Origin of the sequence: Streptomyces sp. SudanB182_2057 (assembly GCF_964272715.1) — a bacterium.
GTDB lineage: Bacteria > Actinomycetota > Actinomycetes > Streptomycetales > Streptomycetaceae > Streptomyces > Streptomyces rubradiris.
Map to the genome: position 1 here is coordinate 1,074,134 of NZ_OZ186798.1, position 15,952 is coordinate 1,090,085.

Annotated in this window: 18 protein-coding genes; 13 read left to right on the forward strand and 5 right to left on the reverse strand. The window is 74.7% G+C overall.

What is annotated here, in order from left to right; translation table 11 throughout:
- Positions 1 to 75 precede the first annotated feature (75 nt).
- The 3 genes from ACSURM_RS04340 to ACSURM_RS04350 all read left to right on the forward strand — a co-directional run bounded on the left by ACSURM_RS04340 (position 76) and on the right by ACSURM_RS04350 (position 2,191).
- Positions 76 to 816 (forward strand): FadR/GntR family transcriptional regulator, encoded by a 741-nt coding sequence (locus ACSURM_RS04340; protein ID WP_436953619.1) that lies wholly within the window; start codon positions 76 to 78, stop codon positions 814 to 816.
- Between the two features lie 37 nt (positions 817 to 853).
- Positions 854 to 1,615: a PDC sensor domain-containing protein gene (locus tag ACSURM_RS04345; RefSeq protein WP_436953620.1), complete on the forward strand. Its 762-nt coding sequence runs from the start codon at positions 854 to 856 to the stop codon at positions 1,613 to 1,615.
- 93 nt (positions 1,616 to 1,708) lie between these two features.
- On the forward strand, positions 1,709 to 2,191 hold the full coding sequence (locus tag ACSURM_RS04350; protein ID WP_436953621.1) for a hypothetical protein: 483 nt from the start codon (positions 1,709 to 1,711) through the stop codon (positions 2,189 to 2,191).
- Positions 2,192 to 2,265: 74 nt separating this feature from the next.
- Here ACSURM_RS04350 and ACSURM_RS04355 read toward each other — a convergent pair whose 3' ends face one another.
- Both ACSURM_RS04355 and ACSURM_RS04360 read right to left on the reverse strand, forming a co-directional pair.
- Positions 2,266 to 2,694, reverse strand: coding sequence for a hypothetical protein (locus tag ACSURM_RS04355; protein ID WP_436953622.1), 429 nt, complete (start codon positions 2,692 to 2,694; stop codon positions 2,266 to 2,268).
- A 55-nt stretch (positions 2,695 to 2,749) separates the two neighbouring features.
- Positions 2,750 to 3,421 carry a helix-turn-helix transcriptional regulator gene (locus ACSURM_RS04360; RefSeq protein ID WP_436953623.1) on the reverse strand — a complete coding sequence of 224 codons (672 nt, stop codon included), beginning with the start codon at positions 3,419 to 3,421 and terminating at the stop codon, positions 2,750 to 2,752.
- Positions 3,422 to 3,532: 111 nt separating this feature from the next.
- Between ACSURM_RS04360 and ACSURM_RS04365 the strand changes: the two genes are divergently transcribed.
- Both ACSURM_RS04365 and ACSURM_RS04370 read left to right on the forward strand, forming a co-directional pair.
- Positions 3,533 to 3,955, forward strand: a complete 423-nt coding sequence (locus ACSURM_RS04365) for a hypothetical protein (protein WP_436953624.1) — start codon at positions 3,533 to 3,535, stop codon at positions 3,953 to 3,955.
- A gap of 46 nt (positions 3,956 to 4,001) precedes the next feature.
- Positions 4,002 to 4,448, forward strand: coding sequence for a type II toxin-antitoxin system PemK/MazF family toxin (locus tag ACSURM_RS04370; RefSeq protein ID WP_436953625.1), 447 nt, complete (start codon positions 4,002 to 4,004; stop codon positions 4,446 to 4,448).
- Between the two features lie 19 nt (positions 4,449 to 4,467).
- Here the strand turns inward: ACSURM_RS04370 and ACSURM_RS04375 are convergent, their stop codons facing one another.
- Complete coding sequence (locus ACSURM_RS04375; RefSeq protein WP_436953626.1) at positions 4,468 to 5,367, reverse strand: TIGR02452 family protein; 900 nt, start codon at positions 5,365 to 5,367, stop codon at positions 4,468 to 4,470.
- A gap of 230 nt (positions 5,368 to 5,597) precedes the next feature.
- Between ACSURM_RS04375 and egtA the strand changes: the two genes are divergently transcribed.
- Genes egtA through egtD form a run of 4 tightly spaced genes read left to right on the forward strand, consistent with a single transcriptional unit; the run spans position 5,598 to position 9,983 of the window.
- The gene (gene egtA, locus ACSURM_RS04380) at positions 5,598 to 6,911 is read left to right on the forward strand and encodes an ergothioneine biosynthesis glutamate--cysteine ligase EgtA (RefSeq protein ID WP_436953627.1); all 1,314 of its coding nucleotides are present in this window, start codon (positions 5,598 to 5,600) and stop codon (positions 6,909 to 6,911) included.
- Entirely contained in the window at positions 6,908 to 8,245 is a 1,338-nt protein-coding gene (egtB, locus tag ACSURM_RS04385; RefSeq protein WP_436953628.1) for an ergothioneine biosynthesis protein EgtB, read from the forward strand. The genes egtA and egtB overlap by 4 nt, the downstream gene beginning before the upstream one ends.
- A complete protein-coding gene (gene egtC / locus ACSURM_RS04390; RefSeq protein WP_436953629.1) occupies positions 8,245 to 9,024 on the forward strand; it encodes an ergothioneine biosynthesis protein EgtC in 780 nt (259 codons plus the stop codon). The genes egtB and egtC overlap by 1 nt, the downstream gene beginning before the upstream one ends.
- Positions 9,021 to 9,983 (forward strand): L-histidine N(alpha)-methyltransferase, encoded by a 963-nt coding sequence (gene egtD, locus ACSURM_RS04395; protein ID WP_436953630.1) that lies wholly within the window; start codon positions 9,021 to 9,023, stop codon positions 9,981 to 9,983. The genes egtC and egtD overlap by 4 nt, the downstream gene beginning before the upstream one ends.
- Before the next feature lie 36 nt (positions 9,984 to 10,019).
- On the opposite strand, the gene ACSURM_RS04400 is transcribed toward egtD, so the two are convergent.
- Positions 10,020 to 11,279, reverse strand: a complete 1,260-nt coding sequence (locus ACSURM_RS04400) for an extracellular solute-binding protein (RefSeq protein ID WP_436953631.1) — start codon at positions 11,277 to 11,279, stop codon at positions 10,020 to 10,022.
- Between the two features lie 222 nt (positions 11,280 to 11,501).
- On the opposite strand from ACSURM_RS04400, the gene ACSURM_RS04405 reads away from it, so the two are divergent.
- On the forward strand, positions 11,502 to 11,714 hold the full coding sequence (locus ACSURM_RS04405; RefSeq protein WP_391337768.1) for a dodecin: 213 nt from the start codon (positions 11,502 to 11,504) through the stop codon (positions 11,712 to 11,714).
- A 16-nt stretch (positions 11,715 to 11,730) separates the two neighbouring features.
- Here the strand turns inward: ACSURM_RS04405 and ACSURM_RS04410 are convergent, their stop codons facing one another.
- On the reverse strand, positions 11,731 to 12,222 hold the full coding sequence (locus ACSURM_RS04410; RefSeq protein ID WP_436953632.1) for an LNS2 domain-containing protein: 492 nt from the start codon (positions 12,220 to 12,222) through the stop codon (positions 11,731 to 11,733).
- Positions 12,223 to 12,306: 84 nt separating this feature from the next.
- On the opposite strand from ACSURM_RS04410, the gene ACSURM_RS04415 reads away from it, so the two are divergent.
- From ACSURM_RS04415 to ACSURM_RS04425, 3 genes are all read left to right on the forward strand, one after another.
- Positions 12,307 to 13,314: an LLM class flavin-dependent oxidoreductase gene (locus ACSURM_RS04415; protein ID WP_436953633.1), complete on the forward strand. Its 1,008-nt coding sequence runs from the start codon at positions 12,307 to 12,309 to the stop codon at positions 13,312 to 13,314.
- Positions 13,315 to 13,393: 79 nt separating this feature from the next.
- The gene (locus ACSURM_RS04420) at positions 13,394 to 13,588 is read left to right on the forward strand and encodes an antitoxin (protein ID WP_359042302.1); all 195 of its coding nucleotides are present in this window, start codon (positions 13,394 to 13,396) and stop codon (positions 13,586 to 13,588) included.
- Positions 13,589 to 13,618: 30 nt separating this feature from the next.
- Positions 13,619 to 15,949 (forward strand): ATP-binding cassette domain-containing protein, encoded by a 2,331-nt coding sequence (locus tag ACSURM_RS04425; RefSeq protein WP_436953634.1) that lies wholly within the window; start codon positions 13,619 to 13,621, stop codon positions 15,947 to 15,949.
- The last annotated feature ends 3 nt before the right edge of the window (positions 15,950 to 15,952 follow it).

Genomic DNA, 15,952 nt, shown 5'->3' on the forward strand with positions numbered 1-15,952 from the left:
AAACCTATGAACTCATAGGTCACGTCTCAAGAGGGCGTCAGGGTAAATCTTCAGCCGACGAGCGAGGAGGTGGCCGTGAACCGGCCCGAGACAGACGGCGGCGCCCGCCGGGCCGTCTTCAGCCCGGTGGACACCCGGGCCCGCGTCGACGCGGTCGTCCGCCGCATAGGCGACGCCATAGAGCTGGGCCTCCTCGCCGACGGCGAGCAACTCCCCGGCGAGAGCGCACTGGCCGGGCAACTGGGCGTCTCCACGGTCACCTTGCGCGAGGCGCTCATGGCCCTGCGGCAGCGGGGGCTGGTCACCACCCGGCGGGGCCGGGGCGGCGGCAGCTTCGTCGCGCTGCCCGAAGTCCCCGCCGACGACCGGCTCAAGGAGCGGCTGCGCGACTGGAGCACCGCGGAACTGCGCGACCTCGGAGACCACTGGGCCGCGCTGTCCGGCGCCGCCGCCCGGCTCGCCGCCGAGCGCGCCGATCCCGCGGGCCTGGAGCCGCCGCGCCGTACGGCACGGGAGTTGGCGCGGGCCGGGGACGCGGCGGCGCGCGGCCGGCTGTACGGCCGCTTCCACGTCGAACTCGCCGCCGCCGCGCAGTCCGCGCGGCTCACCCGCGAACAGGTCGCCCTGCAGGGCGAGGTGGGCGCGCTACCCTGTCTGGTCCTCGCCGAGGACGCATATCGTGAAGAAGTCGCGGACCGGCACCGCCGGGTCGTCGCCGCGGTGCAGGATGGGGCCGACGACACGGCCGGCGCGCTGGCCGAGCGGTGCGTCAGGGAGTCGACGGCACGGCTCGTCGCCGTACGCCTCACCCTCTGACCGCGCCGTGTGACGGTCCCGTCGGCTGGAGGACACCATGGGCACCAGGTCCCGGCTCGCCGCCGTCGCCACGGAACCGGAGAGACGGGTCGCCGCGCAGGTGGGCGGCGCGCTGGAGCCCGCGTTCGAGACGGTCGCCGCCACCCGCGCCGACACGGCGGCCCTGCTGCGCCGGGTGGCCGCCGAGGGGCGGCGGCCGGTCAGCCGCGACCTCGCCGCCCTGCGCCCCGGGCTGCATCCGCGGCTGGCCCGGGACGCGATCGTCTCCGGTGCCGGTTTCGTCGCGGCCCCCGGGCTGCTGGCCGACGCGCCGGCCTGGCTGGAGTGGTGGCAGTCCGGCGCGGACGGTGTCGTACGGCCGCTCCTGCTCGATCTCGACCCCGGCCGGTCGGCCTACTCCGACTACACGCACTGGGACTGGTTCGCGCTGCCCCGCGACACCGGGCGCCGGGCCGTGACCGGACCGTACGTGGACTACCTCTGCTCCGCCGAGTACAGCCTCACCGTGTCCGAACCGGTGTGGGTACGGGGGCGGTTCGCGGGCGTGGCGGCGGCCGACGTGTATCTGCGGCACTTCGAGGCGGCCGTGCTCCCGCTGCTGCGCGGCCTGCCCGGCCCGGCGCACCTGGTGAACGCCCACGGCCGGGTCGCCGCCTCCGCCGACACCGCCCACCTGGCCGGTTCCCTCACCCGGGGCCCGGACTTCGGCGCACTGCTCGACACCGCCCGCCCCGGCACCCACGACGGCCTCCGCCTGATCCCGTGCCGGGGCGTGCCCCTGGTCCTGGTCGTGGGGTGAGCTTGCCGGTCCAGGGGTTACAGGCGAAGTCGGTAACCTCCGGCCGTCAGCACCGAGGCCGGACACGGTGCGACGAGGCCGGAGGGGGCTTGAGTGGCTTACGAGTTGCGGGCGGTGATCGCTGCGGACGGGCTGCTGCGCGGGGTGGCACGGGACGTCGCAGGGGCTCGGGTGGTGGCTCTTCGGCAGGGGCTGTCGTTGATGCCGATGACGGACGATCTGGTGGACGCCGTCGCGGGCGCCGGTGGTGCGGGGGTGCTGGGGTTCCAGCGGCTGTCGGCGGGCTTCGAGAGGATGCTCGCCGGGTGGTCCGTCGCGGGGTCCCTCGCGTATGTCGAGGTCGAGTCCTTCGGGGGTGCGACTGAGGAGCGTGCCGCCGTGTGGGCGGGCGGGGGCTTGGTGCTGGGGCCGTTGGACGTGCCGGTGAAGAGGTGGTTCTCGCGGCCGGTCGGCCCGGTCTCGCTGGCTCTGCGGCGGCTCGGCGCGCGCGGGGGGCTCGGCGGGGACGAGTTCGACGCCGTGGGACTGGGCCGGCACCGGTGGACCGAGGACTGGGCGGCTTCCGGAGCCGCGTGAGGCTGTGCCGCGCCGGCCCGGCCCGCGTTTTCCGGACCGGCGGCGGCTGGTGGCGGGGCGGGTGCGCCCGCCGGTCAGGTCGCCGACAGGGCGATGCCCAGGGTGATCAGGGTGGCGGTCTTCAGGGCCTCCAGCGCCACGTACCACAGGTGGCTGCGCGAGCGGGGCAGGTCCTCGCCCGCGAGCACCCGGTCCGACCTGCGGTTGAGGACGGGGCGGACGACGGCGAGCTGCACGGCGAGGAGCACCGCCGCCACCGCGGTCGGCGCGATGATCCCGGCCGGGGCGCCGCCCGCCGCGACCGTGCCGACCACGACGGCCGCCAGGACGATTTCCACGGCGTTCAGCGCCCGGAACACCAGCCGGCCGATGCCCAGCCCGACGGGGATCGTGACACCCGGGGCGCGGAACTTCAGCGGCGCCTCCAGGAAGGAGATCGCCAGCACCATCCCGAGCCAGACGAAGGTGACCGCGCCGGCGACGGCGGCGGAGGTGTCGTTCATGGGGTCACGGGCCTTTCTCCGCCGGGGCGGTGGTTCCGCGCGGGGATCAGGAGGGTCAGGCCGCCGACGGGCCGGCCAAGTGGGCGACGCAGGAGTCCGGTTCGGCGAACGGCTCCAGCGCCGTGGCCGTCAGCGGCGCCTCCATCCGCGCCAACGCCCCCTGGATCAGCCCCAGGTGGAGCGAGCACACCAACCCGCCCTGTTCCTCGGCGAGTTCCAGGAAGGGGCAGTGCCGCAGCCGGATCCGTTCCGGCGGCCGGCCGGGCTCGTCGGCGCCTTCGGCCCGCGGTGCGAAGCCCAGGCCGTCCAGCAGGGCGAGCAGCCGGGCCGTCGACCGTCCGGGCGTCGGTGTCTCGTCCGGCGCGGGCGGGTCCGCCAGATAGCGGCCCCAGGTCCGGCCCGTCTCCCGGGCCTCCGCGCGCGCCTCGGCGGGGTCGGCGGCGGTCCACCGGCTGAGCAGCATGCGGGCCAGCAGCCGGTAGTCGCGCGGGCCGCCACGGTCCATGCCGGGGCGCGCGGTGTAGACGGTACGGGGCCGGCCGGGCCCGGAGGGCTCCTCGGTCCGGCGCTCCACGCGTCCGTCGGCGACCAAGGCGTCCAGGTGGAACCGCACGGTGTTGGGGTGCAGCCCCATCCGCTCGGCGGCCTGCGCGACCCCGAGCGGCACGGGCGCCGCGCGCAGCACGTCCAGCAGCGCTCGGCGGCGCGGACTCTCCCGCGTGCTCACGTCCGGACACCCCTCTCCACCTCGCCCGGTTTTCACGAATCGTACATGGATCAATTGTAGAGTGGCCGGGATGTGCGAGCGGGGGAACGCGAGAGCCGAGGGGAACATCAGATGACATCGCCGTCCGCGACCGACACCGGACCGGCCGCCCGCCCGGCGGACCGGCCGCGCGTCCTGTGCGGGACCCGCGCGCTGGCCGAGGCGCCGCCGGTGCCCGCCGGGGTGCTGTGGAAGCTGGCCGAGAGCGGGCGCCAACTCGACGCGAACGTGGTCCGGCTGGCCCCGGGCGGCCGGGTCCCGGCCCACACCGAGACACAACTGGACGTGCTGGTCCTGGTCGTCGCCGGGGACGGCCTGCTCGGCGACGGCTCCCCGGACCCGGCGCAGCCGCTCGCCGAGGGCGCCCTGGTCTGGCTGCCGCACGGCTCCGCGCGCGGCATCACCGCCGGCCCGGCCGGGCTGACGTACCTGACCGTGCACAACCGGCGCCCCGGCATGCGGATCGGCTCGCGCCCCGATGCGGCGACGGCGTAGCACCCGGGGTGGCGGGGCCGGTCGCGCGGACCGTTAGGGTGCCCGCGTGAGTACGCACACCGATGAGAGCGCCCCCGGCCGCCACGGCCCGTACGCCACCACCGAGGCCGACCCGCGCGAGGTCGGCCGGGTGCGCACCGAGTACTCCCCGGCCCACGACGGCGACCCCGATCCCGGGGAGATCGTGTGGACCTGGGTGCCGTACGAGGAGAACGACGGCCGGGGCAAGGACCGCCCGGTACTGGTCGTGGCCCGGGAGGCGGCGGGCACGTTCCTCGCGTTGCGGCTGTCCAGCAAGCGGCACGACGGGGACCGGGAGTGGGTGGCCATCGGCGGCGGCCCGTGGGACCGCTCCGGCCGCGACTCCTGGGTGGACGTCGAGCGGGTGCTACGGCTGCACGAGCACGGCATGCGCCGGGAGGCCTGCGCGCTGGACCGGATGCGCTTCGACCTGGTCCGGCGGCGACTGCACGAGCGCTACGGGTGGACGTGACGGCGGGACCGCCGCCCCTTCACGCTGCCCGCCCCTCGGGAAACGCCCGTACGAACGCCTCCCGCACCAGCGCCCCCGGAGTCCGGTCCAGCACGCCGAACACCACATGGTCGAACGTGCGCGCGAACCGGCCGCCGGGGCCCAGGGCCGCTCGGAAGGCGCCCGCGACCCGCGCCGGGTCGTTCTGGAAGACACCGCAGCCCCACGCGCCGAGCACCAGCCGGCGGTAGCCATGGGTCGCGGCCGTCTCCAGTACGCGTTCCGCCCGGACCGCCAGCGCGCCCGGCAGTGCGGCGGCCCGCTCCGGCGCCGTACGCCGGATCACCCCCGCGTTGGGGGCGGCGGCCGTCAGGAAGCCCGCGCGATACGGCTCGGTGAGCAGCCGGCCCCGGTCGTCGCGGAAGACGGGGACACCCGGCGAGTGGATCACCCGGTCGGTGTAGAACGGGTCGCGGTCGGCGCGGTGGTGGTCGTAGAAGCCGCGGGCCCTCAGCAGGCAGGCGTGCAGCGCGGAGGCACGGCACAGGGCCTCCTCCTGGGCCTGCGCGCCGTTGAGGTAGCCGCCGCCCGGGTTGCGGGCCGAGGCGAAGTTCAGTACGGCCACGGGGCCGTCGGCCAGCCGGCGGGCCGCCTCCAGGCTGCTCTCCCCGGTGACCTCGAACCGCGTGCCGCCCTCCGGCGCCGCCCCCGCAGGCCCCGCTCCTGGAAGCCCCGCGTCCCAAGGCCCCACTTCCGCAGGCCCCGGCGCCGAACGATCCGACGCGAAAGGCACCGGGTCGGGGCCGAAGATCCGGGTGCCCGCCCGCGCGGCCTCCACCGCCTCCGCGATCGGCACCTCCCGGCCGTCCGGCGCCCGGTACCGGCCCGCGGCCACGATCCGCTCCGTCTCCGCGGCGATCCCGCGCAGGCGCGCGCTCACGGCGCCACCCCCGCGGACGCCGCGACCGCGCCCCGCGCGGTCTCCCCCGTCGTGCTCATGCACGCATCCTGGGTGATGCTGGTACGCGGCGCAACGGAATTGAGGACGAGCCCGGAATGTCCGGGTCGGCACTCTTGTGCGCGCCCGCCGAAGGGTCTTGGCTGGGACGCGTACCCGCTCGGCCCGCGCCATGGGCCGATGGCATGCTGGAGCCTCAGGAGGATCCCGACATGTCCGACATACAGAGCGATGGCGGCGATTGTACGGAGCACCGCGCCGCCGTCACCGAGGACGAGGCGGAGGCCCTGATCCGGGGCATCTGCTTCAAGACCGGACCGCCTCGCGCCCTCGGTGTCGAGCTGGAGTGGCTCGTCCACTCCCTGGAGCTGCCACAGCTCCCGGTCACACCCGAACGACTCGAAGCGGCCTACGCCACGGTGCGGACCCTGCCCCTGGCCTCGGCGCTCACCGTGGAACCCGGCGGCCAGCTGGAGCTGAGCTCGCCGCCCGCCCCCTCCCTGATGGAGTGCGTCGACACCGTATCCGCCGACCTGGACGCCGTACGGGCCGCTCTGGCCGGGCACGGCCTCGGTCTCACCGGCCTCGGTCACGATCCCCGGCACCCGCCCCGCAGGTTCCTGCGCGCACCCCGCTACGACGCCATGGAGACCTGCCTGGACCGCACCGGTCCGGCCGGCCGGCACATGATGTGCTCCTCCGCCTCCGTCCAGGTGTGCGTGGACGCGGGACAAGAGGAGCCGGGCCCCCTGGGACACACCCGGCGCTGGTGGCTGGCCCACCAGTTGGGCGCGGTCCTGGTGGCCGCGTTCGCCAACTCCCCGCTGGTGGGCCTGCGGCGCACCGGCTGGCGGTCCACCCGCCAGCTGATGTGGATGGGGATAGGGCCCGGCCGGGCCGGCGCTCCCCCGCTGGACGGCGAGCCGCGGGCCGCCTGGGCCCGGCACGCGCTGGACGCGCCGGTGATGTGCGTCCGCCGGGACGACGGTCCCTGGGAGGTGCCCGAGGGACTCACCTTCCGGGAGTGGACCCGTTCCCGGTCGCCCCGGCCCCCCACCCGGGCGGACCTCGACTACCACCTGAGCACCCTGTTCCCGCCGGTCAGGCCGCGCGGCCACCTGGAACTGCGGATGATCGACGCGCAGCCCGGCACGGACGGCTGGCTCGTGCCGCTCGCGGTGACAGCCGCGCTGTTCGACGACCCGCAGGCCGCCGAGACCGCCTACCGGACCGTGAAGCCACTCGCCGAACGGGCCCTGGACCGGCCCGCCCCGCACAACGCGCTGTGGGCGGACGCGGCCCGGCACGCCCTCGCCGACCCGGAGCTGCGCGAGGCCGCCGACGGCTGCTTCGCGGCGGCCCTGGACGCGCTGCCCCGGCTCGGCGCCACGACGCGGGTCGTCGACGCCGTGGCCGGGTTCCGCGACCGCCATGTCGCCCGGGGCCGCTGCCCGGCCGACGACCTGCTGGACGAAGGACCACCCGGGGGCACCCGCGCCCACGGGAGGAAGGACATCCGCACATGACCGCCCCGGAGACCGGCACCACGACCACCGAGACGGACACCGAGGCGCTGCGCCAGCGGGCGCTGGCCTGCCTCACCACCGCCCGTGCCCGCACCACGCTGCTGACCACCTGTGTCGACGGACCCGACCTCACCGCCCAGCACTCCCCGCTGATGTCCCCGCTGGTGTGGGACCTCGCGCACATCGGCAACCAGGAGGAGCTGTGGCTGCTGCGGGCGGTCGGCGGCCGGGAGGCGATGCGGCCGGAGATAGACAGCCTGTACGACGCCTTCGAGCACCCGCGCGCCGAGCGCCCCTCGCTGCCGTTGCTGCCGCCCGCCGAGGCCCGCCGGTACGCGGCCGAGGTGCGCGGCCGGGCGCTGGACCTGCTGGCGTCGGCGGACTTCCACGGCACCCGGCTGACCGAGGCCGGCTTCGCCTTCGGCATGATCGCGCAGCACGAACAGCAGCACGACGAGACCATGCTGATCACCCATCAGCTCCGCACGGGCCCGCAGGCGCTGACCGCGCCCGACCCCGACCCGGCACCGCCGTTCACCGGGCCGTCCGAAGTCCTCGTGCCCGGCGGCCCGTTCACCATGGGCACCTCCGGCGAGCCCTGGGCGCTGGACAACGAACGCCCGGCGCACCCACGGGAAGTCGCGCCGTTCTGGATCGACACCGTCCCGGTGACCAACGCCGCCTACCAGGCGTTCATCGAGGACGGCGGCTACAGCACCGAACGCTGGTGGACGCCGGAGGGCTGGGCGCACGTCCGGCGGCACGGCATCACCGCGCCGCTGTTCTGGCGGCGGGACGGCGACCGGTGGCTGCGGCGCCGGTTCGGGATCACGGAACCGGTGCCGCCGGACGAGCCGGTGGTGCACGTGTGCTGGTACGAGGCGGACGCCTACGCCCGCTGGGCCGGGCGCCGGCTGCCCACCGAGGCGGAGTGGGAGAAGGCGGCCCGCCACGACCCGGTCACCGGCCGCTCCCGGCGCTATCCGTGGGGCGACGCCGACCCCGCGCCCGAGCACGCCAACCTCGGCCAGCGGCATCTGCGGCCCGCCCCCGCCGGCAGCTATCCGGCCGGCCAGTCGCCGCTGGGGGTGAGGCAGTTGATCGGTGACGTGTGGGAGTGGACGGCGAGCGACTTCCTGCCGTACCCGGGGTTCCGGGCGTTCCCGTACAAGGAGTACTCCGAGGTGTTCTTCGGCTCCGACCACAAGGTGCTGCGCGGCGGCTCGTTCGCCGTGGACCCGGTGGCCTGCCGGGGCACGTTCCGCAACTGGGACTACCCCGTGCGCCGGCAGATCTTCTCCGGGTTCCGCACCGCCCGTTCGGAGGTCGTCTGATGTGCCGTCACCTCGCTTATCTGGGGCCCGAGGAGCCGCTCGGTCGGCTGCTCGTGGAGCCCCCGCACGGCCTGTACCGGCAGTCGTGGGCGCCGCGCCGGCAGCGGTACGGGACGGTCAACGCCGACGGGTTCGGGGTCGGCTGGTACGCGCCCGGGGATCCGGCGCCGGCCCGTTACCGGCGGGCCGGGCCGATCTGGGCCGACCTGTCCTTCGCCGACCTGGCCCGGGTGGTGCGCTCGGGCGCCGTCCTCGCCGCGGTCCGGGACGCGACGCTGGCGGGGGCGGACGCCGAGGCCGCGGCGGCGCCGTTCGCGGCCGGGCGGTGGCTGTTCAGCCACAACGGGCTGATCGCGGGCTGGCCGGACGCGGCGGCACCGCTGGTGTCCACGCTGCCCCCGGTCGAGCTGCTGTCGCTCCAGGCCCGCACCGACTCCGCGTTCGTCTGGGCGCTGGTCCTGCACCGGCTGAAGGCCGGACAGCCGCCCCGGCGGGCGCTCGGCGAACCGGTGCGCGAACTGGCCCGGGCGGCCCCGGCGTCCCGGCTGAACCTGCTGCTGACCGACGGGGACACGATCACCGCGACCGCCTGGGGCGACTCGCTGTGGTACCGCGCGGAGCCCGGCCGGAGCACGGTCGTCGCCTCCGAGCCGTACGACGACGATCCGCTCTGGCGGGAGGTCCCCGACCGCACCGTGCTCACCGCGAACCGCGCCGGCGTGCGGTTCGCCCCGCTGGAGGATCCGGCGGCCGTACCCTCGAAGGAGCCCTGCCGTTGAGCCCCCTGCACGTCACCCGCACCCTCCCCGAGGACGCGACGGAGGCCGCGCTGCGCGCCGACGTCCTCAGCGGCCTCACCACCGACCCCAAGCGGCTGCCGCCCAAGTGGTTCTACGACGCCCGCGGCAGCGAGCTGTTCGAGCGGATCACCGAACTGCCCGAGTACTACCCGACGCGCGCCGAACGGGAGATCCTCGCCACCCGGTCCGGGGAGATCGCCGCCGCGAGCGGTGCCCGCACCCTGGTCGAACTGGGCTCGGGCTCCTCGGAGAAGACCCGCCACCTCATCGACGCGCTGCCCGCGCTGGCCGCGTACGTCCCGGTCGACGTCAGCGAGAGCGCGCTCACGCAGGCCGGGCGGGCGCTCGTCGAGGAGCGTCCCGGTCTCGGCGTGCACGCGCTGATCGCCGACTTCACCGCACCGCTGACCCTGCCCGCGACGCCCGGGCCCCGGCTCGTTGCCTTCCTCGGCGGCACGATCGGCAATCTGCTGCCCGGTGAACGCTCCCGGTTCCTGGCCTCCGTCCGCGCGCTGCTCGCCCCGGGCGACGGGCTGCTGCTCGGCACGGACCTGGTCAAGGACGAGCGGGTGCTGGTCCGGGCGTACGACGACGCGGCCGGGGTGACGGCCGCGTTCAACCGCAATGTGCTCGCCGTGATCAACCGCGAACTGGGTGCCGACTTCGATCCGGAGGCGTTCGAGCACGTGGCCCTGTGGGACGCCGCGCGGGAGTGGATCGAGATGCGGCTGCGCTCCCGTACCGCCCAGACCGTGAAGGTGCCCGCGCTGAACCTCGCCGTGGACTTCGCGGCGGGCGAGGAGCTGCGCACCGAGGTGTCGGCCAAGTTCCGCAAGGAGGGGGTCGCGGCCGAACTCGCCGCCGCGGGACTGGAGCTGACGCACTGGTGGACGGACGCGCGGGGCCGCTTCGCGCTGTCGCTGAGCGTGGTGCGGTGAGCGCGGCGCGGGCGGCCGTGAGCCGAGTGTGGCGGCTCAGCCCACGTCGGGGGCGAGCGCCTCGGTGATCCTCCGGGAGGCGCGGCGGGCCTCGGTCGCCGGGTCCCCGCCCTGGAGCACCCGGGTCATGTACTCCTTGATCGGGTTGTCCGCCTCGACGTCGGCCCACTGAGGGGTGGTGGGGGTCGCCCGGCCGTGCGCCGCGCCCGCGGCCATGGCGGCGACCCCCTCCGCACCGGCGACCGCGTCGGCCAGCGTGGTCTTGTTGGGCACGTAGTTCATGGTGCGGGCCAGCTCGGTGTCCCACTTGTCGCCGGTGAGCGCGCCGACGACGGTGGTCGCGGCGAACTGGTCGTCGGTGTTGCGCGGGACGACCAGGTCGGAACCGCCGGTGAAGACGGCGCCGGGCCGGCCGGCGGTGGGGCCGGGCACGGGGAAGAAGCCGAGCTGGTCCTTCAGGTCCGGGTTCTGCCGGACGATCGACTGGGTGAGCCCGGGTACGGCGATGATCTGCGCGACCTTGCCGCCGGCGAACACCCCGGCCTGGGGCGGGTGTTCCTCGTCGGCGTCCACGGGGCCCGCGCCGAGCGCCTGGAGCCGGCGGTAGAAGTCCATGCCGCGCAGCGCGGCCGGGCTGTCCAGGGTGCCCCGCCACTCGTGGTCCTTCTCCTCGGCGAGTTCGCCGCCCTCGTCCCAGATGAACCCGGAGAGCGTGTACCAGTCCTGGCCCGCGAGGTAAATTCCCTGGTTGCCGCCGGTGTTGAGCTTCTCGGTGGCGGTGAGCCATTCGTCGCGGGTCTGCGGCGGGCGGGCGATGCCGGCCTGCCGGAACAGGTCCTTGCGGTAGATGACGACCCGGTTGGCCGCGTACCAGGGGATGCCGTACTGCTTGTTGCCGTCCTTGCCGGGCTGGGCGAGGCCGGGCAGCCAGGTGTCCTTGCCCCAGTCCCGCATCGACTCCAGTGTGAGGTCCGCGAGCCGGCCGCCGTCGGCGTACAGCGGCACCTGGGTGTTGCCGACCTCGATGACGTCCGGTCCGTCGCCGGAGGGCTCCTTGAGCGCGCCGCGGACCTTCTCCACGATGCCGGTCCATGACTGGATGCGGATGTCGAGGCGCAGGTCGTCGTGGGTGCGTTCGAAGTCCTCGGTGAACCGCCGCAGGAACTCCTTGGAGGCGCTGTCCTTCATCAGCCACACGGTGACGGTCTTCCGCTCCTGGTGGTCGCCGGGGAGCATCCCGCAGGCGCTGACGAGGGAGCCGGTGACACAGACGAGGGCGAGCAGACGACGTCTCACGAAGGGTCCTGTTCTGTCGGGCAGGTGGTGCCGCGGGGTGCTGGGACAGGGTGGAGGGCCCGACGTGGGGGGACGAGCGCATGGGCTCGTACGGGTGAGCTGGATTTTGGTATGTACCAATGCGAAGGTCAAGCGCTACCCGGCGGTACGCCCGCGACGCCATGCGGAGCGGGCGCGGATAGTGCACGGTGGAGTACGGCGTGACACGTAAGGAGCCCCCGCATGACGAACCACACCTACCGGGTCACCGAGATCGTCGGCACCTCGCACGAGGGCGTGGACCAGGCCATCCGCAACGGCATCGCCCGCGCGGACCGGACGCTGCGCAACCTGGACTGGTTCGAGGTGACCCAGGTCCGCGGCCAGATCGAGAACGGCCGGATCGAGCACTACCAGGTGGGTCTGAAGGTCGGCTTCCGCATCGAGGACTCCTGAGCCGTCCCGGCGCGCGTCAGGTGCGGCCCTCCCGCTCCTGCGCCTCCTCGACCGCGGCCGACTTCTCCGCCCAGCGCGCCCGTACGACGGTGAACCCGGCGCGTTCGGCGTCGTCGCACACCAGCTCGTCGTCGTCCACGAGGATGCGGACCTCGTGGTCCCGGGCGAGCCGGCGCAGGATCTCCAGTTTGGTGCGGCGGGCCGGTCTGCGGTCGGCGTCGCGCCGCATGAACACCCGCCCCTCGGGCAGTCCGTGCGCCGCGAGCCAGTCCAGGGTGTCCCGGCGGTACCGCTCGGGACGGCCGGTGAGATAGACGACCTCGCCGGCGCGGGCGCTCTCCACGGCCAGCGCCACGCCCTCGGCGAGCGGCGGATCCGCGGGCGCGGCGGCGAAGAACGCGGTCCAGTCCCGCGGCCGGCGCTCCAGGAAGTGCTGGCGGTGGGCGGTGTCGGCCAGCGTGTTGTCGAGGTCGAACACGGCGATCGGCGGCCTGTCGCGGTCGGTCACACCGTCACCCTAGCCAGCCGCCGTTCGCCGCGCGCCCGCACGGCCGTCCGGGAATCCTGGGCGCGTCCCGGCGTTGAACACTGCGTGAGCAGCACAGTGATCAGCCGCACCCGGTTCTCCGTCCTCGACCGCTCGCGCACCCGCGAGGGCCGTCCGCCCGGCGAGGCGCTGCGGGACACCGTCGCGCTGGCCCGGGAGGCGGAGGCGCTCGGGTACCACCGGTTCTGGGTGTCCGAGCACCACGGCGTGCCCGGGGTCGCCGGGTCCGCGCCGACCGTGCTCGCCGCCGCGGTCGCCGCCGCCACCCGCAGCATCCGGGTGGGCACCGGCGGGGTCATGCTGCCCAACCACCGGCCGCTGGTCGTCGCCGAGCAGTTCGGCGTGCTGGAGTCGCTGTTCCCGGGGCGTGTCGACATGGGGCTGGGCCGCTCGGTCGGCTTCACGGACGGGGTGCGCAAGGCGCTGGGCCGGGACAAGGACGACGCCGAGGACTTCGCGGCCCAGCTCGGGGAACTGCTGGACTGGTTCACGGGCGGCTCGCCGACCGGGGTGCGGGCCCGGCCCGCGGAGGGCCTGACCGTGCCGCCGTTCGTGCTGGCCCTGGGCGAGGGCGCGCGGATCGCGGCCCGCGCGGGCCTGCCCATGGTCATCGGCGATCTGCGGGGCCGGCAGAAGATGCTGCGCGGCATCGACCAGTACCGCTCCCTGTTCCGCCCGTCCCGCTGGGCGGCCGAGCCGTACGTGGTGATCTCCGGCACGGTCGCGGTGGCCGGCACCGAGGCCGAGGCGCGCCGGCTGCTGGTCTCCGAGGCATGGTCGCTGGCGTACTCCCGCACCCACGGCACCTTCCCGCCGCTCGCCCCCGCCGAGTCCGTGGAGGCGCGGACGATGACCGCGAAGGAACGGGAGTTCTACGAGTCAGCGCTCGCCGGGCACATCGCGGGCACCCCGGACCAGGTCGCGCACGAGTTGGAGACGGTGCTGAAGGAGACGGGCGCCGACGAGGTGCTCGTGACGACCAGCGCCTACGACCGTACGGGGCTGCTGGACTCCTTCCGGCGGCTGGCCGCGCTGTTCGCGCCGGGCCGGTGAGCCCCCGCCCCCGAGATGCGGTTCCGGCGCGGGCCGGTGACCCTGGGAGGGCAAGCCTGTCAGCGACGAGGAGGCTGCCATGTCCATGCTGGACAAGCTCAAGCAGATGATCAAGGGCCACGAGAGCACGGCCGACAAGGGCATCGACAGGGGCGGCGACTACATCGACCAGCGCACCGGCGGCAAGTACCGGTCGCAGGTCGACACCGGGCAGGACAAGCTGAGGGACGAGTTCGGCACCCGGCCGCAGGACCCGGGCAACCCTCCGCGGTAGCGGCGCACGGGGGCGGATAGAGTTCCCCCGATGCACACCCCTTACGACCCTTACGTCCGCGTCCGCGGCGCCCGCGAGCACAACCTCAAGGGCGTGGACGTGGACATCCCCCGGGACGTGCTGGCCGTGTTCACCGGGGTCTCCGGCTCGGGCAAGTCCTCGCTGGCGTTCGGCACCGTCTACGCCGAGGCGCAGCGGCGGTACTTCGAGTCGGTCGCGCCGTACGCGCGCCGGCTGATCCACCAGGTCGGGGCCCCGAAGGTCGGCGAGATCACCGGGCTGCCGCCCGCGGTCTCGCTCCAGCAGCGCCGTTCGGCCCCCACCTCCCGCTCCTCGGTGGGCACGGTCACCCATCTCTCCAACTCGCTGCGGATGCTGTTCTCCCGGGCCGGCAGCTACCCGCCGGGCGCGGAGCGGCTGGATTCGGACGCGTTCTCGCCGAACACGGCCGCCGGGGCCTGCCCGGGCTGCCACGGTCTCGGGGAAGTCCACGACACCACCGAGGAGTTGCTGGTCCCGGACCCCTCGCTGTCCATCCGCGAGGGGGCGATCGCGGCCTGGCCGGGCGCCTGGCAGGGCAAGAACCTGCGGGACATCCTGGACACGCTCGGCCACGACGTGGACCGGCCCTGGCGCGAGCTGCCCGCCGAAGAGCGCCGCTGGATCCTGTTCACCGACGAGCAGCCGGTCGTCACCGTCCACCCGGTGCGCGACGCCGACCGCATCCAACGGCCGTACCAGGGCACCTACACGAGCGCGCGCCGGTATGTGCTCAAGACGTTCTCCGACACCAGGTCGGCCACCCTGCGGGCGAAGGCGGAGCGGTTCCTGACCAGCACCCCCTGCCCGGCCTGCGGCGGCAGCGGGCTGCGGCCGGAGGCGCTCGCGGTGACCTACGGCGGCCGGACCATCGCCGAACTCGCCGCGCTGCCGTTGACCGACCTCGCGGGGCTGCCCGACGGCGGCGACGAGACGGCGCGCGTCCTCACGGCGGACCTGAAGTCCCGGATCGCGCCGGTGGTCGAGCTGGGCCTCGGCTACCTCAGCCTGGACCGGGCCGCCCCCACGCTGTCCCCCGGCGAGCTGCAACGGCTGCGGCTGGCCACCCAGTTGCGCTCCGGGCTGTTCGGCGTGGTGTACGTGCTGGACGAGCCGTCCGCCGGGCTGCACCCGGCGGACACCGAGGCGCTGCTCACCGTGCTGGAGCGGCTCAAGGCGGCCGGCAACTCGGTGTTCGTGGTGGAACACCACCTGGACGTGGTGCGCGGCGCCGACTGGGTGGTCGACGTGGGTCCGGGCGCGGGCGAGCACGGCGGCCGGGTGCTGTACAGCGGGCCGCCGGCCGAACTGGCCTCGGTGGCCGGGTCGGCGACGGCCGCCTACCTCTTCGACGAGTCGCCCGGTCCGGCGCGCGAGGTCCGCGAGCCGCGCGGCTGGCTGACGGTGGGGCCGGTGACCCGGCACAATCTGCGCGCGGTCACGGCCCGGTTCCCGCTCGGCGCGTTCACGGCGGTCACCGGTGTCTCCGGTTCCGGGAAGTCCACGCTGGTCGGGGAGTTGACGGAGGAACTGCCGGGGGTGGGACGGCTGGTCCGGGTCGACCAGCGGCCCATCGGGCGCACCCCGCGCTCCAACCTGGCCACCTACACGGGCCTGTTCGACGTCGTACGGAAGGTGTTCGCCGGCACCGAGGAGGCGCGGGCGCGCGGGTACGGGGTCGGCCGGTTCTCCTTCAACGTGCCCGGGGGGCGCTGCGAGACCTGCCAGGGAGAGGGGTTCGTCAGCGTGGAGCTGCTGTTCCTGCCGAGCACCTACGCGCCCTGCCCGGACTGCGCGGGCGCCCGCTACAACCCCGGGACGCTTCAGGTGCGGTACCGGGGGCGGACCATCGCCGAGGTGCTGGACCTGACGGTGGAGGCGGCCGCGGAGTTCTTCGCGGACACCCCGGCCGCCGCCCGGAGTCTGCGCACCCTGCTGGACGTGGGCCTGGGCTATCTGCGGCTCGGGCAGCCCGCGACCGAGCTGTCCGGCGGGGAGGCGCAGCGGATCAAGCTGGCGAGCGAACTCCAGCGGGGGCGCCGGGGCCACACCCTGTATCTGCTGGACGAGCCGACGACCGGGCTGCACCCGGCCGATGTGGAGGTGCTGACGGACCGGTTGCACGGGCTGGTCGACGCCGGGCACACGGTCGTCGTGGTCGAGCACGACATGACGGTGGTCGCGGGCGCCGACTGGGTGATCGACCTCGGCCCGGGCGGCGGCGACCGCGGCGGCCGTGTCGTGGCGCAGGGCCGGCCGGACGAGGTGTCCCGGGCCGGGGGCAGCGCGACGGCGCCCTATCTGGCGCGGGTCCTGCCGTGAGCG

Coding starts and splice junctions, on each gene's coding strand:
- ACSURM_RS04345 (WP_436953620.1), top strand. CDS start 854: ATGGGCACCAGGTCCCGGCTCGCCGCCGTCGCCACGGAACCGGAGAGA.
- ACSURM_RS04355 (WP_436953622.1), bottom strand. CDS start 2,694: ATGAACGACACCTCCGCCGCCGTCGCCGGCGCGGTCACCTTCGTCTGG.
- ACSURM_RS04365 (WP_436953624.1), top strand. CDS start 3,533: ATGACATCGCCGTCCGCGACCGACACCGGACCGGCCGCCCGCCCGGCG.
- egtA (WP_436953627.1), top strand. CDS start 5,598: ATGTCCGACATACAGAGCGATGGCGGCGATTGTACGGAGCACCGCGCC.
- egtB (WP_436953628.1), top strand. CDS start 6,908: ATGACCGCCCCGGAGACCGGCACCACGACCACCGAGACGGACACCGAG.
- egtC (WP_436953629.1), top strand. CDS start 8,245: ATGTGCCGTCACCTCGCTTATCTGGGGCCCGAGGAGCCGCTCGGTCGG.
- ACSURM_RS04405 (WP_391337768.1), top strand. CDS start 11,502: ATGACGAACCACACCTACCGGGTCACCGAGATCGTCGGCACCTCGCAC.
- ACSURM_RS04420 (WP_359042302.1), top strand. CDS start 13,394: ATGTCCATGCTGGACAAGCTCAAGCAGATGATCAAGGGCCACGAGAGC.
- ACSURM_RS04425 (WP_436953634.1), top strand. CDS start 13,619: ATGCACACCCCTTACGACCCTTACGTCCGCGTCCGCGGCGCCCGCGAG.